The sequence below is a fragment of the Actinorugispora endophytica genome, assembly GCF_004363075.1.
Lineage (GTDB): Bacteria > Actinomycetota > Actinomycetes > Streptosporangiales > Streptosporangiaceae > Actinorugispora > Actinorugispora endophytica.
In genome coordinates, this window is the sequence record NZ_SNYN01000001.1 from 776,039 (window position 1) to 790,795 (window position 14,757).

The 14,757-nt window shown below is 73.0% G+C and carries 11 protein-coding genes; 2 read left to right on the plus strand and 9 right to left on the minus strand.

The window, feature by feature from the left end; all coding sequences use genetic code 11:
- Positions 1 to 6 precede the first annotated feature (6 nt).
- The 6 genes from EV190_RS03740 to EV190_RS03765 all read right to left on the minus strand — a co-directional run bounded on the left by EV190_RS03740 (position 7) and on the right by EV190_RS03765 (position 6,154).
- Positions 7 to 762 carry an SDR family NAD(P)-dependent oxidoreductase gene (locus EV190_RS03740; protein WP_208113004.1) on the minus strand — a complete coding sequence of 252 codons (756 nt, stop codon included), beginning with the start codon at positions 760 to 762 and terminating at the stop codon, positions 7 to 9.
- A gap of 36 nt (positions 763 to 798) precedes the next feature.
- The gene (locus EV190_RS03745) at positions 799 to 1,062 is read right to left on the minus strand and encodes a hypothetical protein (protein WP_133739945.1); all 264 of its coding nucleotides are present in this window, start codon (positions 1,060 to 1,062) and stop codon (positions 799 to 801) included.
- 200 nt (positions 1,063 to 1,262) lie between these two features.
- Positions 1,263 to 2,912, minus strand: coding sequence for a BCCT family transporter (locus EV190_RS03750; RefSeq protein ID WP_243742315.1), 1,650 nt, complete (start codon positions 2,910 to 2,912; stop codon positions 1,263 to 1,265).
- 198 nt (positions 2,913 to 3,110) lie between these two features.
- Positions 3,111 to 4,499 carry an FAD-binding oxidoreductase gene (locus tag EV190_RS03755; protein ID WP_133739946.1) on the minus strand — a complete coding sequence of 463 codons (1,389 nt, stop codon included), beginning with the start codon at positions 4,497 to 4,499 and terminating at the stop codon, positions 3,111 to 3,113.
- 315 nt (positions 4,500 to 4,814) lie between these two features.
- Positions 4,815 to 5,312, minus strand: a complete 498-nt coding sequence (locus EV190_RS03760; RefSeq protein ID WP_133739947.1) for a hypothetical protein — start codon at positions 5,310 to 5,312, stop codon at positions 4,815 to 4,817.
- Between the two features lie 185 nt (positions 5,313 to 5,497).
- Entirely contained in the window at positions 5,498 to 6,154 is a 657-nt protein-coding gene (locus tag EV190_RS03765; RefSeq protein WP_133739948.1) for a response regulator transcription factor, read from the minus strand.
- Between the two features lie 107 nt (positions 6,155 to 6,261).
- Here EV190_RS03765 and alr point away from each other — a divergent pair, with 107 nt between their 5' ends.
- Together alr and EV190_RS03775 are read left to right on the plus strand one after the other, a co-directional pair.
- Entirely contained in the window at positions 6,262 to 7,467 is a 1,206-nt protein-coding gene (gene alr, locus EV190_RS03770) for an alanine racemase (RefSeq protein WP_133739949.1), read from the plus strand.
- Entirely contained in the window at positions 7,460 to 8,575 is a 1,116-nt protein-coding gene (locus tag EV190_RS03775) for a D-alanine--D-alanine ligase family protein (protein ID WP_133739950.1), read from the plus strand. The genes alr and EV190_RS03775 overlap by 8 nt, the downstream gene beginning before the upstream one ends.
- Positions 8,576 to 8,631: 56 nt before the next feature.
- On the opposite strand, the gene EV190_RS23255 is transcribed toward EV190_RS03775, so the two are convergent.
- The 3 genes from EV190_RS23255 to EV190_RS03785 all read right to left on the minus strand — a co-directional run bounded on the left by EV190_RS23255 (position 8,632) and on the right by EV190_RS03785 (position 14,728).
- Positions 8,632 to 8,802: a hypothetical protein gene (locus EV190_RS23255; RefSeq protein WP_166655364.1), complete on the minus strand. Its 171-nt coding sequence runs from the start codon at positions 8,800 to 8,802 to the stop codon at positions 8,632 to 8,634.
- Between the two features lie 353 nt (positions 8,803 to 9,155).
- Positions 9,156 to 11,570, minus strand: a complete 2,415-nt coding sequence (locus EV190_RS03780) for a Tex family protein (protein WP_133739951.1) — start codon at positions 11,568 to 11,570, stop codon at positions 9,156 to 9,158.
- Between the two features lie 131 nt (positions 11,571 to 11,701).
- The gene (locus EV190_RS03785) at positions 11,702 to 14,728 is read right to left on the minus strand and encodes an AfsR/SARP family transcriptional regulator (RefSeq protein WP_133739952.1); all 3,027 of its coding nucleotides are present in this window, start codon (positions 14,726 to 14,728) and stop codon (positions 11,702 to 11,704) included.
- Positions 14,729 to 14,757: the final 29 nt, after the last annotated feature.

The following is a 14,757-nucleotide window of genomic DNA, read 5'->3' on the forward strand; positions in this document are numbered from 1 at the left end:
TTCCTATCACGCGACCACGGCGCCCCCGTCCACCGGGAGGATCACCCCGGTGACGAACGAGGCCTCCGGCGAGGCCAGCCGCGCGATCGCCCACGCGACCTCCTCGGGGCGGCCGATCCGCCCCATCGGCGTGTTGGCGACCTGCCACTCCCGGACCGCGGCCATCCGCTCGGGCGACAACCCCTGGTGCGCGCCGATCGGGGTGTCCACCGCGCCGGGCGCCACCCCGACAACCCTGATCCCGCGCGGCGCCAGTTCCACCGCCCAGCTGCGGGTGAGCAGCTCCAGGGCGGTCTTCGTCGCCGCGTACACCGAGTTCCCCGGCCAGGCCCGCTGCCCGACCGACGTGCTCACGTTCACGATCACCCCGCCCCGGACCTCCAGCGCGGGCAGCGCCGCCTGCGCCAGCAGGACCGGCGCGGTCAGGTTCGTCGCCAACTGCGCCCCGATCGCCTCGGGGGTGAGCGCCCCCAGGGCCTCCCCCCGGACGATCCCGGCATTGTTGACCAGCACGTCCAACCGGCCGTGCCGTTCCAGGACGGCGTCCACGATCCTCCCCGCGGCCCCCTCCGCCGTGATGTCGGCGGGCAGCGGCCCGATCCCGGCGTGCCCCCCGGCGGTCTCCGCCAGCGGTTCCGCCCGCCGCCCCACGGCCACCACCCGCGCGCCCTCCCCGGCGAACGCGCGCGCCGTCGCGCGCCCGATCCCGGTGCCCGCGCCGGTGACGACGACCACCCTGTCCTGCCGCTGTGAACTGTCCATGCGCGGAATCCTGCGACCCTGCCGCCAACGGCAGGGTCAAGCCCCGGGGCGTACCCGCCCTTCGGGAGCGTCGTCCAGCGCCTCCTCCACGGCGGCGACCGCGTCCACCCGGGAGTGGTCGGCCAGGCGCCGGGTGAGGCAGGCCATCGCGTAGCCGCGCTCCGGCGACCACCACGCGGCGCCGCCCCCGATGCCGCCCGTCCCGACCTCGCCCTCGTCGTGCCGGAAGCCGAGCGTCCACACCACGTCGCGGACCGCGCCGAAGCGCGGATCGACGACGCCCTCGCTCGGAATGATCATGAGCTTTCCGCCCTTCAAGGCCCTGAAACGGGCAGAAGGCTCAAGATCATCGACGAGAGCCTCCTGTAACGGTCATCTTGGACGCGGCCCCGGCCCCCCGCTCGTCGCCGCCCCGTCACCGCGCCGCGCACGAGAACACCCCGACGATCCGGTCGGCGGATTCCCGGCACCGAATCACCCCCGCCCCGGAAACCCCATTGCTACCGGTCGCCCGGCCTGGCCGCGCCGGGCCTGCCGGGCGTTTCGGCCTCCGGCTCCCGGAGCGGCCTGTGCCACTGGTGCGGCAGGTGCGGCAGGTGCAGCCCCAGCGGTTGGTGCGGCCGCGTCGGCGGCACGGTCTCGGTCTTCAGCGAGCGCAGCAGGGCCGCCATCATGAGGAACCCCATGACGAAGAACGGCAGGCCGATGACGGTGATCACCTGTTGCAGGGCGTCCAGCCCGGAGCGGCCCGTGGCCGCGATCAACGTGGCCGCCACCACCCCCTCGGTCAGCGCCCAGAAGACGCGCTGGCGCACCGGCTGCACGTCCTGCTCGCCCGAGCACAGCATGTCGACCACGAGCGAGGCCGAGTCCGACGACGTGGTGAAGAAGACGACCACGATCAGCACCGACAGGGCCGCCATCAGGACGGGGAACGGGAAGTTCGCCAAGAAGGCGAACAGCGCGCCGGGGATGTCCTCCTCCACCACGACGGCCCGCACGAGCCCGCCCGCCCCGTTCATCTCGATGTCGAACGCGGACAGCCCGAAGACGCTGAACCAGACGATGGTGAAGGCCGTGGGCAGGCCCAGGACCCCGAGCACGAACTCGCGGATCGTGCGGCCCCTGGAGATGCGGGCGACGAAGATCCCCACGAAGGGCGACCAGGTGATCGTCCAGGCCCAGTAGAACACCGTCCAGGTGCCCTGCCAGCCCGTGTCGCCGAAGGTGTCGTTCCAGAACGACAGGGGGACCAGCCAGCTCAGGTAGACCCCCGTCATCTCGACGGTCCCCCTGACCAGGTACAGGGTGGAACCCGTGACCAGGATGAACAGCAGCAGGCCGACCGCCAGCACGATGTTGATGTTGGACAGCCACTTGATGCCCTTGTCCAGGCCCAGCGACACCGAGATCGTCGCGATGACCGTGACCACGGCGATCAGCACGACCTGCACGGGTTTGCTCACCTCCACCCCGAAGAGGGTGGCCAGTCCGCTGTTGATCTGGAACGTCCCCAGCCCGATCGAGACCGCGACGCCGAACAGGGTCCCGATGACGGCGAGGACGTCGAGGCTCTTGCCGATCGGCCCGTGGATCCGGTCACCCAGGAACGGGTGGAGGACCGAGCTCACCCGGAGCGGCAGCCCCCGCCGGTAGCCGAAGTAGGCGAAGCACAGCGCCGGCAGGCAGAAGATCGTCCAGGTGTGCAGGCCGAAGTGGTAGAGGGTGTACGCCATGGCCTGCCTGGCCGCCGGGGCCGTCCCGGGTTCGACGTTGTCCTGCGGCGGATCGGCGAAGTGGCTGATCGGCTCGGCGACCCCCCAGAACATCAGGATGGTGCCGATCCCGGCCGCGAACAGCATCGCGAACCACACCAGGCTGCCGTATTCGGGCCGCTCCCCGTCCCCGCCCAACCGCAGGCGTCCGTACCGGCTGAACCCGATCCAGGCCAGGAAGACCAGGAACGTGGTCACGCCCAGGATGTAGAACCAGCCGAGGTTGGCGATGATCCACGTCGACACCGAGCTGAACAGCGTGTCCACCGGGCCGGTGAAGACGATCGCGGCGACGACGAACACGACCGTCAGCGTCGCGGAGGCGGAGAAGACGACCGGATCCGTACGCAGTCCCAGTCTGTTCAACAGGTTCACCCGGACAACTCCTTCTCGTTGGACGGCCCGTCGGCCCTGCCCCGAGTGGGACCCGGCCGTCACCCCGTGTGCCCACTGCGCCCCGGGGCGCGTCCGAACGGATCGCGGCCCGGCTGGTGCCCACTGCCCGCCCGACGGGGAAATCCACACGCCCCGCGCTCCGCCCGCCTCCAACGGGGCACGGCTCCCGGCGCGGTCTCACCCCGGCTTGATGTTGTGGTTCAGGTGGAAGACGTTGTCCGGGTCGTACCGGGACTTCACCGCGGCCAGGCGCCGGTGGTTGTCGGCGCCGAACCCCGCGGCGACCCGCTGCTCCCCCTCGTCGCCGATGAAGTTCAGGTAGACGTCCCCGGTCGACCACGGCCGCATGTCGTCGCGGACCGCGCGGGCCCACTCCCTGGCCCGGTCGTCGTCCGCCGGGTCGGCCCACAGGCCGAGGGGGTGCACGGCCCACGGCGCCCGGCGCCACGGCACCGGGTAGTCGGCCCCCGACCGCGCCACCGCGCCGCCCTGGGGGAACAGCACGTGCTGCGACGGCGACGGCACGACCATCCGGTCGGCCCCGGAGCAGAAGAGCTCCACGGCCTGGTCGGGGAAGTCCTCCAGGTACTCGGCGGACCAGTGGTTCCGGTAGCCGGGCGGGTCGTCGAGCATGGACTGCAGGTCGGCGTAGGGGAGTCCGGTGACCATCCCGCCGACGTGGCCGAGTCCCAGCATCGGCCGGAGGACCCCGCGCCCGGTCTCCTCGTCCCCGGCGTAGGTGAGCAGGACCGCGCAGGCCAGGCGCCCCACCAGCGGCTCGGGCACGAACGGCTCGGGCGGCGCGGTGAGGTACAGGACGGCGCCACCCACCTCGTCGGGCGCCGTCGCCACGAAGTCGCGGAAGGCGCGCACCACCTCGGGCCCCGCCCCGGGCTCCCAGAGCAGCAGGGCCAGGGTCATCGCCGACAGCGGGTGCAGGCGCAGGGTCAGGGACGTGGCGACGCCGAAGTTGCCGCCGCCGCCGTGCAGCGCCCAGAACAGTTCGGGGTTCTCGTCCCCGGCCGCGCGCACGGCCTCGCCGTCGGCCGTCACCAGTTCGACGGCGAGCAGGTTGTCGCAGGCCAGCCCGAACTTGCGCTCCAGCCAGCCGCTCCCCCCGCCGAGGACGAAGCCGCCCACCCCCGTTGTGGACACCCGGCCGCCGGTCGTGGCCAGTCCGTGGGTCTGGACGGCGCGGTCGAGGTGGCCCATCGTGGCGCCGCCGCCCACCCGGACGGTCCTCGCCCCGGGGTCGACCACGACGCCGTTCATCCGCCGCAGGTCGACGACGAGGCCCCCGTCGGTGAGGGCCTTCCCCGCGACGCCGTGGCCGCCACCGCGGACGGCGATCTCGAGTCCGCGCTCACGCGCGAACCGGACCGCTCCGACCACGTCCCGGACCGTCTCGCACTGGGCGATGGCGCCGGGGGACCGGTCGATCATCGCGTTGAAGACGGTGCGCGCCTCGGCGTAGTCCGGGTCCGCGGGTCCGATGACGCGGCCGGTGAAGTCGGTCCGGAGCTCGGCCAGCGCCGCCTCGGTCGGGGAGCTGTTGGTCTGGGTCATGGGGATCTCCCGTCCTCTCTCGGGCCGGGTGGGGCCGCACGGCCCCCACTCTCGGCAGAGGCCTTCCGACCAGGCCCTCCACCGCCTCTCAGGGACCCGTCCGCTGCATCGTAGGACTCCGGTCCGAGGCGGTCGCCCCCTCATGCGCATTCCATGCGAGAACTTGCCCGGAGCATGCCGGGCCCGACACCGAAAGGGCGGTCCCTCCGCTCGGGGGACCGCCCTGCCGTGGTCGGGGCGCCACCGGAGAGGACTCGGCGAACCCGCCGGTGGCCGCCCCCGGGACCGGCGGGCGCTAGGAGCGCCGCTCCGGGGCTACCACCAGACCGTCCCGTTCTCCCCCGTGACGCACTCCTCGTCGTAGGTGTCGACGACGCACGCGCGGAACGCGCGGTCCTTGGACGAGGAGGTCGGGTAGCCCGAGGTGTAGTTGCGGGCGCCGATCCGCCACGACTCGTACTCGTCCCAGGACCGGTCGCCGTCGAGGTCGACCTCGAACCGGACCCAGTGGTTGTCGTTGGTCCGGAGCCCCCGGGCCCAGCCGTACTTGACGCCCTCGTGGGTGCCGAACCGGAGCTGCGCGATCCCGGTCACGGACTTCTGGGTGCGGGCGGTCCCGACGCCGGAGGCCACGGCGGGGTCGTCCAGCCACGTCGTCTGCCCCGTGCGGGGCACGGCACTCCTGACCCCGTGCGCTCGTTCGTTGCTCTCCTCCGTCGCGCCGGCCGGCGCGGCGCCGAGCAGCGCCGTCGCGACCGCACCGGCCGCGCCGACGGCCATGAGTCGGCGGATGGTCTTACGGCGTTCGAACATGCGGGAACTCCGTTTCCGGGAACGCGTGCGGCGCTCCCTCGGGCGATGAACCATGAAGCCGAGGAGTGGAAGGCTCCTTCGACAGCCCTTAACTTACGCATAGTAATGACTTGACTACAACAAGCCATGACCTGCGTTTTCCATCGCGCCGACCGCCCCGCGGCGCCCTCCGCGCCGCAGACCCTCTAACCCAGTCGGTAGCCCACTCCCGGGAAGGTCTCGATGAGTTGTGGTTCGCCCAGTTTGCGGCGCAGGCCGCGGATGGTGACGCGCACGATGGTGGTGAACGGGTCGATGTTCTCGTCCCACACGCGCTCCAGCAGGGTCTCGGCCGACACCGGCGCCCCGTCCGCGTTCAGCAGCTCCTCCAGCAGGGCGAACTCCTTGCGGGACAGCAGCACCCGCCGCCCGTTCCGGAACACCTCGTGGTACCGCGTGTCCAGGCGGACGCCGGAGCGCTCCAGCACGGGCGGGGAGGCCCGGTCGGGGCGGCGGGCCAGGGCCCGCACCCGGGCGACGAGCTCGTCGAACGCGAACGGCTTGGCGAGGTAGTCGTCGGCGCCGAGGCCGAACCCGTCCACCCGTTCGGAGACCGAGGCCAGCCCGGTGACCATCAGCACCCGCACGCCCATCCCCTCCGCCACCACCCGGCGGCACACCTCGTCGCCGTGCACCTTCGGCAGATCCCGGTCGAGCAGCAGCACCGCGTACTCGTTGACCGAGAGGTTGTACAGCGCGCCCTCCCCGTCGTAGGCGACGTCCACCGCGAACCCCCGCCTGCGCAGCCCCGCCGCGATGGCATCGGCAAGCGGTTTCTCGTCCTCCGCCACCAGCACCCGCATGAGATCCTCCGTCCCCGGCCCCCGCCGCGTCCCCCGCAGGGCGGTCCGGGCCCCCGTGGGCCCGGGCACTCACCTCCCGCTTACGAGGGATGGTGTCTAATTTCCCTATGCCGCAGACCGATAAGGGGGACCCGACCGCCCCCGCGCCCTCGATCCAGTCGGCACCCGCCTTGGCGGAGGCCGTCATAGACATGAACGCGATCGTGCACAACACCCGGTTCATGGCAGAGCAGACAAAAGCCGAAATCATGGCCGTGGTCAAGGCCGACGGGTTCGGGCACGGCATCGTCGAGACGGCCAGGGCCACCCTCTCAGCCGGCGCGACATGGCTGGGTGTGACTTCCTGCACAGAGGCGCTGAGGCTGCGCGACGCGGGGGTGCGCGCGCCGGTGCTCAGCTGGATGAGCGTCCCGGACCAGGACTTCACCCGCGCGGTCGGCGCCGACGTGGACATCGCGGTCTCCGCCGCGGAGCACCTGGACGCCGTCGCGGACGCCGCTCGCGCGGTCGGCGCCACCGCGTCCGTGCACCTCAAGGTGGACACCGGGCTCGCCCGCAACGGCTCGGCCCCGCACCTCTGGCCCGCCCTCGTGGACCGGGCCCGCGCTCTGGAGCGCGACGGCGCGGTCCGGGTGCGCGGCGTCTGGTCGCACCTGGCGTCCGCCGACATCCCCGGCGACCCGACGACCGGCGAGCAGATCGCGCTGTTCGACCAGGCCGTGGCCCAGGCCCGCGCGGCCGGGCTCGACCCGAGCCTGCTGCACCTGGCCAACTCCGCGGGCATCCTCGACGTGCCCGAATCGCACTACGACCTGGTGCGCGCCGGAGTCGGGCTGTACGGCGTGGAACCGGTCGCGGGGAAGCGCTTCGGGCTGCGCCCCGCCATGACGCTGCGCGCCCGTGCCATCATGGTCCGCGAGGTTCCCGTCGGCACCAGGGTCGCCTACAACCACACCTACACCACCCCCCGTGACGGCTTCCTGGTCCTGGTGCCGCTGGGCTACGCCGACGGGGTCCCGCGCTCCGCCGGTCCGCGCGGCGAGGTCTGGATCCGGGGCGCGCGCCGCCCGGTCGCCGGGCGGATCGCGATGGACCAGTTCGTCGCCGACATGGGCGGCACCGAGGCCCACATCGGCGACGAGGTCGTCGTGTTCGGCCCGGGGGACGACGGCGAGCCCACGGTCGCCGACTGGGCGCGCTGGGCCGGCACCATCCCGCACGAGATCCTCACCGGAATCGGGGCCAGGGTGGCCCGCACGTACTCGGCGCGACCCTCCTCGCGCCCCGGCCACAAGGAACTACTGAGTGTCTGAACGAAGAACCCGCGTCGCCCTCATCTTCGGCGGCCGCAGCGGCGAGCACGACGTCTCCTGCTCCTCCGCGGCGGCGGCCATGACGCACCTGGACCGCGAGCGCTACGAGGTGGTCCCGGTCCGGATCACCTCCGAAGGCGTGTGGGTGGTCGGCCCGTCGGACACCGGGCCGGCCGTGCTGGACGCCGCCGCCCTGACGGCGCTCACCCTCGAAGAGCCGGACTCCGCCGCCGGGACGGGCTCGTCCGCGCGGGTCTGCCGCAGCCTCGCCGACGCGCTCACCGCCCTCGGCTCGATCGACGTGGCCTTCCCCGCGCTGCACGGGCTCCACGGCGAGGACGGCACCGTGCAGTCCCTCCTGGAGATGCTCGGCGTCCCCTACGTCGGCAACGGCGTCTTCGCCAGCGCCGCCGGGATCGACAAGGAGTTCAGCAAGGCGCTGTTCCGCGCGGCCGGGCTGCCGGTGGCGCGCGGCGTGGTCCTGCGACGCCCCGACGACGACCTCTCGCCCGAATTGCGCGGCGCCCTGGGCCTGCCGGTCTTCGTCAAGCCCGCCCGCGGCGGCTCCAGCCTCGGCGTGACCAAGGTCCGCTCCTGGGGCGAGCTCGACGCCGCCCTCGAGCAGGCCCGCGCGGTCGACCCCAAGGTGCTGGTCGAGGAGGCGGTGCACGGGCGCGAGGTCGACCTCGCGGTCCTGGAGGACGCCGACGGCGAACTGCGCGTGGGTCCGCCGCTGGAGATCCGGGTGACCGACGACCGCCGGTTCTTCGACTACGACGCCAAGTACAAGGGCGGGTCGGCGGTCTTCGACATCCCGGCCCGGCTCAGCCCCGAACTGGACGCCCGCCTGCGCGAGCTGGCCCTGCGCGCCTTCGAGGCGCTGGACTGCGCGGGCCTCATGCGGGTGGACTTCTTCCTGCGCGACGGGGTCGACCCGGTCGTGAACGAGGTCAACACCTTCCCCGGGTTCACCGCCGCCTCGCAGTTCCCGCAGATCTGGCAGACCGCGGGCGTCAGCTACCCCGAACTCCTCGACATCCTGATCGCCAACGCGCTGGGCCGGGGCGACCGCGCCCGCCGCCCCGCCCGGGCCGAAGCGGCGAGCTGATCCGGCCGCTCCGCGCGGGCGGTCAGCGGAACCGGCCGCGCGGAGCGGGACCAGCCCTACCCCTCGCCGAAGTCCTCGCGCCCCACCCCTTTCTCCTCCATGCGGTCCCGCAGCTCCGCGCCCAGGGTGGGGCGGGCCTCCCCGGGCGGCAGGGGACTGTCCTCGGGGCTCGCCGACACCTGCGCGGTGTCGCGGTTCCTGGAGGCGCTCTCCTCCGGCATGGCCATCGCCGTTCTCCTTCCACTCGGTGGTCGTTCTCCCGTGCGCGGCCCGGCTACCCGCCCGGACCGGCCTGACACGTCGCGGGAGAGGAAGGCGCGGGAAAACACGGGCGGCCGGTGTGCCGGGGCGCGGCGTCACGGCGCGCGGTCACCTCTTGTACAAGGACCGCCGCGGATCCTCCCCCAGGGACCCTGGCGGCGAAAGCTGCTCGAAGCGGTTCCCGGCGTGGGGGTGTCCGGCGCGCACTCGCGACGATCATGGGCTTTCCGCCCTTTCAGGCCCCGGAACGGGCAGAAGGCCCACGATCGTCGAGCAGGTCCCTTCGACGGACGCCGGACCACCCCCGCGCCGGAAACCCTTAGAGGCCCTTGTCCAGGCCCGCGCGGCGCAGTGCGTCGGCCAGGGCGCCGGTGGGCTGCTGCTCGGCGCGGCCGCCGCGCTGCTGCTGGCGGCCGCCGCCACCGCCACCACCGCGCCGTCCGCCGCCCGAGCGGTTCCCGCCGCGCCGCTCACCGCCGCCCGAGCGGTTCCCGCCGCGCCGCTCACCGCCGCCGTCGGAGCGGTCGCGCTCGCCGCCGCGCCGGTCGGCCTCGTCGTCCAGGCGCAGGGTGAGCGCGATGCGCTTGCGTCGGGCGTCCACCTCCAGCACCTTCACCCGCACGATGTCGCCGGGCTTGGCCACGTCGCGCGGGTCCTTGACGAAGTTCCTGGACATCGCCGAGACGTGCACCAGGCCGTCCTGGTGCACCCCCACGTCCACGAAGGCCCCGAACGCGGCCACGTTGGTGACCACGCCCTCCAGCAGCATGCCGGGCTCCAGGTCCGTCAGCTTCTCCACGCCCTCCTTGAAGGCCGCGGTCCTGAACGCGGGGCGCGGGTCCCGGCCGGGCTTCTCCAGTTCGGCGAGGATGTCGGTGACGGTCGGCAGGCCGAAGGCGTCGTCCACGAAGTCGGCCGGACGCAGCTTCCGCAGGGTGTCGCCGTCGCCGACCAGCGACCGGATGTCCCCGCCCGTCGCGCCCAGGATGCGGCGCACCACCGGGTACGCCTCGGGGTGCACGCTGGAGGAGTCGAGCGGGTCGTCCCCTCCGGGGATGCGCAGGAAGCCCGCGCACTGCTCGAACGCCTTGGGCCCCAGCCGCGGCACCCCCTTGAGCCCGGCGCGGGAGCGGAACGGGCCGTTGGCGTCGCGGTGCAGCACGATGCTCTGCGCGAGCCCCGCGCTGATCCCCGAGACCCGGCTGAGCAGCGGCGGGGACGCGGTGTTGACGTCCACGCCGACGCCGTTCACGCAGTCCTCCACGACCGCGTCCAGGGACCGCGACAGCTTCACCTCGGACAGGTCGTGCTGGTACTGGCCGACGCCGATCGACTTGGGGTCGATCTTGACGAGCTCGGCGAGGGGGTCCTGGAGCCGCCGGGCGATCGAGACCGCGCCGCGCAGCGACACGTCCATGTCGGGGAGCTCCTGGGAGGCGTACGCCGACGCCGAGTACACCGACGCGCCCGCCTCGGACACCATGACGCTGGTGAGCTTCAGGTCGGGATGCCGCTTGATCAGCTCACCGGCGAGCCTGTCGGTCTCGCGCGAGGCGGTGCCGTTGCCGATCGCGACCAGCTGCACGCCGTGCCTGCCCGCGAGCGCGGCCAGCACGGCGATCGACTCGTCCCAGCGGTTGCGCGGCTCGTGCGGGTAGACCGTCGCGGTGTCCAGGACCTTTCCCGTGCCGTCCACGACGGCGACCTTCACCCCGGTGCGCAGCCCCGGGTCCAGGCCCATGGTGGGGCGGGTACCCGCGGGCGCGGCCAGCAGCAGGTCGCGCAGGTTGGCGGCGAAGACGTTCACCGCCTCGTCCTCGGCGGCCTGCCACAGGCGCGTGCGCAGGTCGATGTCCAGACGCACCAGGACGCGGGTGCGCCACGCCCAGCGGACGGTGTCCAGCAGCCAGCGGTCGCCGGGGCGGCCCCGGTCCGCGATCCCGAAGTGCTTGGCGATGCGCACCTCGAAGCCGCTGGGGCCGGGCCGCGCGCCGGCGTCCTGGCCGGCCTCCTCCGGCTCCAGGGTGAGTTCGAGGACCTCCTCCTTCTCCCCCCGGAACACGGCCAGCACGCGGTGCGAGGGCAGCTTGGTGAAGGGCTCGGAGAAGTCGAAGTAGTCGGAGAACTTGGCTCCGGCCTGCTCTTTGCCCTCACGCACCCGCGAGACCAGGCGGCCCTGCTCCCACATGCGCTCGCGCAGCACGCCGATGAGGTCGGCGTCCTCGGTGAAGCGCTCCACCAGGATGGAGCGGGCGCCCTCCAGCGCGGCGGCCTCGTCGGCGACGCCCCGGTCCTCGTCGACGAACCCCGCCGCCTCGGTCCGCGGGTCCAGCCCCGGGTCGCCGATCAGCGCGTCGGCCAGCGGCTCCAGCCCGGCCTCGCGCGCGATCTGCGCCTTGGTGCGGCGCTTGGGCTTGTACGGCAGGTAGACGTCCTCCAGCCGCGCCTTGGAGTCGGCGGCCATGATCCGTTCCCGGAGCGCGTCGTCGAGTCTGCCCCGGGACTCGACCGACTCCAGGACGGCCTTCCTCCGCTCCTCGAGTTCGCGCAGGTAGCGCAGGCGCTCCTCGAGCGCGCGCAGCTGGGCGTCGTCGAGCATCTCGGTGGCTTCCTTGCGGTAGCGCGCGATGAACGGCACCGACGACCCGCCGTCGAGCAGCTCGACCGCCGACCGGACCTGCCGTTCGCGCACCCCGAGCTCCTCGGCGATCCGCTGATGAATAGACGTCGTCACAATCCTGATCCGCTTTCTCCCGGAGATGACAGGTTGCATTGTCCCGTTGTTCCGCGACCGCGTGCGACCGCTCTCCCCCTCGGCGAACCCGCAGGTCGACATGTCGATCCGGTGCGCGGGCCGCCGACCGCTCAGCGCACGCCGCGGAGGTCCCGGAGGTCGGCCCTGGCGGTCTCGGCCTCGGGCACGCCGAGGCCGGCGAACACCTCGACCGCCCTTTCCAGCATGGCCTCCGCCGTGTCCGCGCCGATGACGTCGGAGGGCAGGCCGGCCAGGCCGTGGAGGGCCCGCGCCTCGGCGAAGAGCTCGTGGCGCTCGCCCGCCAGGCGCAGGGCCCGCTCGTGGGCGAGGCGGGCCTCCTCGTAGCGCTTGCCGCGCGCGTAGGTGGTGCCCAGGTCGTTGAGGATCTCGGCTTCGGCGCTGCGCTGGGCGCTCCTCTCGCCCAGTTCCAGTGCCAGCAGGTGCGCGGCGACCGCCTCGTCCAGCCGCCCGGTCTCGCGCAGCACGACGCCGATGTAGTCGCGGGTGTAGATCTCGCCCGCGCTGTCCTCCAGCGCCAGGAAGAGCTCCAGCGCCTCCTGGAGCTGGGCGTGCGCCAGCTCGTTGCGGCCCAGCCGGATGTTGATCTCGCCGAGGACGCGCAGCGCGGCGGCCCGGCAGTCGTCCGGCTGCCCGTTGGAGCCGGCGGCCAGGACCCGGTCGCAGTGCTCGACGGCCTGGTCGAACTCGCCGAGGGACTGGTGGATGACCGCCATGTTGGTGCGCTGGCGGATCTCCTGCTCGGTGTCGCCCGCCTCGACCGCGTGGTCCAGCACCTCCCTGAGGGCGTCCAGCGACTCGGTGTACCGGCCCATCCGCTCGTACACCATGGCCATGTTGGCGGTGGCCCTGGCCTCGCCGCCGCGGTCCCCGAGCCTGGTGAAGAGGTCGCGCGCCTCCACGAGCAGGGACAGCGCCAGGTCGAACCGGCCGGACAGGCAGTGCGCGATGCCCAGGCCCACCAGGGTGACCGCGGTCCCCATGTCGTCGCTGTCCGCGCGGCTGGCCTCCAGCGCCTGCTCGTGGGTGGTGAGCCACAGCTCGGTCTGGCCGTGCCCGGCGTAGAAGCGCCACAGCGAGTTCGCCAGTTGCCAGGCCTGCGTGCCGCGCTTGTGCTCGGCGAAGTAGCCGACAACGGCGGCGAGGTTCTCCCGGTGCCAGTCGAACCACTGGGCGGCCTCGGCCCACCCCGACCAACTGGTGCGGTACCGGGAGCCGTCGGAGACGTCCAGTTCGTAGTCGTGTCCGCGCGGTCCCAGCATCCCGGCCGCGCGGTCGGCGGTGCGCAGGTAGTAGTCGCTCAGCCGCAGGCGGCTCTCCTCGACGACCCCGTCGGCCAGGCGGGTGACGGCCTTGTGCCGGGCGTACTCCCCGATGAGGTCGTGGAAGCGGTACAGGTCGACGTTCTGCTCCTCCAGCAGGCACACGCTGACCAGCTCCTGGAGCAGGTCGTCGGTGTCGGGAAGCTCCCGGCCGACCAGTTCCGCGGCCCCGTGCACGTCGATGCTGCTGCCGATCATCAGGCCGAGGCGCAGGAACGCGTCCTTCTGCGCGTCGTTGAGGCTCTGGTAGGAGAGTTCGAAGACCGCCTCGACGCTGTGGCTCTCGGTGCGCAGTTCGCGGAACCGGCGGTGCTGCCCGCTGAGCCGCTGCTCCACGTGGGCGAAGGTCCACTTGGGCCGGGTCGCCATGCGCCCGGCGACGATGCGCAGCGCCAGCGGCAGCCCTCCGCACAGCTTGACCACCCTGCGCATGGGCACCGGCTCGGCAGAGGTGCGCTCGGGACCCAGCACCGCGCTCAGCAGGGCCTCGGCCTCGCCCGTCCGGAGCATGCCCAGGGAGACGTAACGGGCGCCGCTCAACCCGGCGAGGTCGTTGCGGCTGGTGATGAGCGTCAGCGAACCGGCCGAGGCCGGGAGCAGCGGTCCGACCTGGGCGTAGTTGACCGCGTTGTCCAGGACCACCAGGACCCGCCTGTCCACCAGGATGGAGCGCCACAGCGCCGCGCGCTCCTCCAGCGAATCGGGGACCGCGTCGGCCTCCAGGCCCACCGCCCGCAGCAGGCTGCCCAGCGCCGTGTCCGCGGTCACCGGCTCCTGGTCGACGGTGTGCCCGTACAGGTCGATGAAGAACTGCCCGTCGGGGTACCGCTCGGTGAGCCGGTGCGCGGCGTGGATGGCCAGGGTCGTCTTGCCCGCGCCGCCCGGACCGGTGATGACGCAGGCCTCGGCGCCTCCCGCGCCGCCGGCCTCCAGGACGCGGCCCAGGTCGTGCTCGCGTCCGGTGAAGTCGGGGATGTCGCGGGGCAGGTCGTTGCGGGACGCGAACGGCGGGGGCTCCTCGTCGGGGGGGTCGGGGTCGGGCGGGGCCTCCGCGTGCTCGACCGGCGCCGGGGCCCTCTCCTCGGTGTCGGTCACGATGCGCTGGTAGAGGTCGCGGACCTCCTGGCCCGGATCGATCCCCAACTCCTCGGCCAGGTATCCGCGGAGCTCGTGGTAGGCGGCCAGCGCCCCGGCGCGCTCGCCGCTGCGGTGCATCGAGGCGACCAGCAGGTAGTGCAGCCGCTCGCGGGAGAGGTCCTCGCGCACCAGGGGGGCGAGCCGGGTGGCCAGTTCCGCGTAGCGCCCCAGCGCGAAGCCCGCCTCGGCCCAGGCGGTCACGGCGGCCCACCGCTCCTCCAGCAGCGGCCCGCCCACCGCGTACCAGAGCCGGTCCGACCCCGTTCCCGAGAAGGGGCGCCCCCGCCAGCAGGCCAGCGCCTCCTCCCACAGCCGCACGGCCTCCTCCGCGTCCCCCGACTCGCGGGCCCGCCCCGCGAGGGCCCTGAAGCGGTGCAGGTCGACGCGGTCGGGGTCGGTCTGCGCGAGGTAGCCGCCGGCCGTCGTCCGGATGAGCTCCGGAAAGGCGCGGCGCAGATGCGAGATCTGCACGTGGATGACGGACTTCGCGGTACGCGGCGGCCTGTCGTCCCAGAGGAACTCGACCAGCCGGTCGAAGGGGACCTCCCGGCCCAGGTCGGCCAGGAGCGCCCCGAGGACACAGCGCTGCCTGGGTCCGCCGACGGATACCGGCTCCCCGTCACGCCAGGCCGCCACGGGACCCAGAACGCCGAATTCCACAAACGGCACTCTAGCAATGCCATTCGTGA

Coding starts and splice junctions, on each gene's coding strand:
- EV190_RS03740 (WP_208113004.1), bottom strand. CDS start 762: ATGGACAGTTCACAGCGGCAGGACAGGGTGGTCGTCGTCACCGGCGCG.
- EV190_RS03745 (WP_133739945.1), bottom strand. CDS start 1,062: ATGATCATTCCGAGCGAGGGCGTCGTCGATCCGCGCTTCGGCGCGGTC.
- EV190_RS03755 (WP_133739946.1), bottom strand. CDS start 4,499: ATGACCCAGACCAACAGCTCCCCGACCGAGGCGGCGCTGGCCGAGCTC.
- EV190_RS03760 (WP_133739947.1), bottom strand. CDS start 5,312: ATGTTCGAACGCCGTAAGACCATCCGCCGACTCATGGCCGTCGGCGCG.
- EV190_RS03765 (WP_133739948.1), bottom strand. CDS start 6,154: ATGCGGGTGCTGGTGGCGGAGGACGAGAAACCGCTTGCCGATGCCATC.
- alr (WP_133739949.1), top strand. CDS start 6,262: ATGCCGCAGACCGATAAGGGGGACCCGACCGCCCCCGCGCCCTCGATC.
- EV190_RS23255 (WP_166655364.1), bottom strand. CDS start 8,802: ATGGCCATGCCGGAGGAGAGCGCCTCCAGGAACCGCGACACCGCGCAG.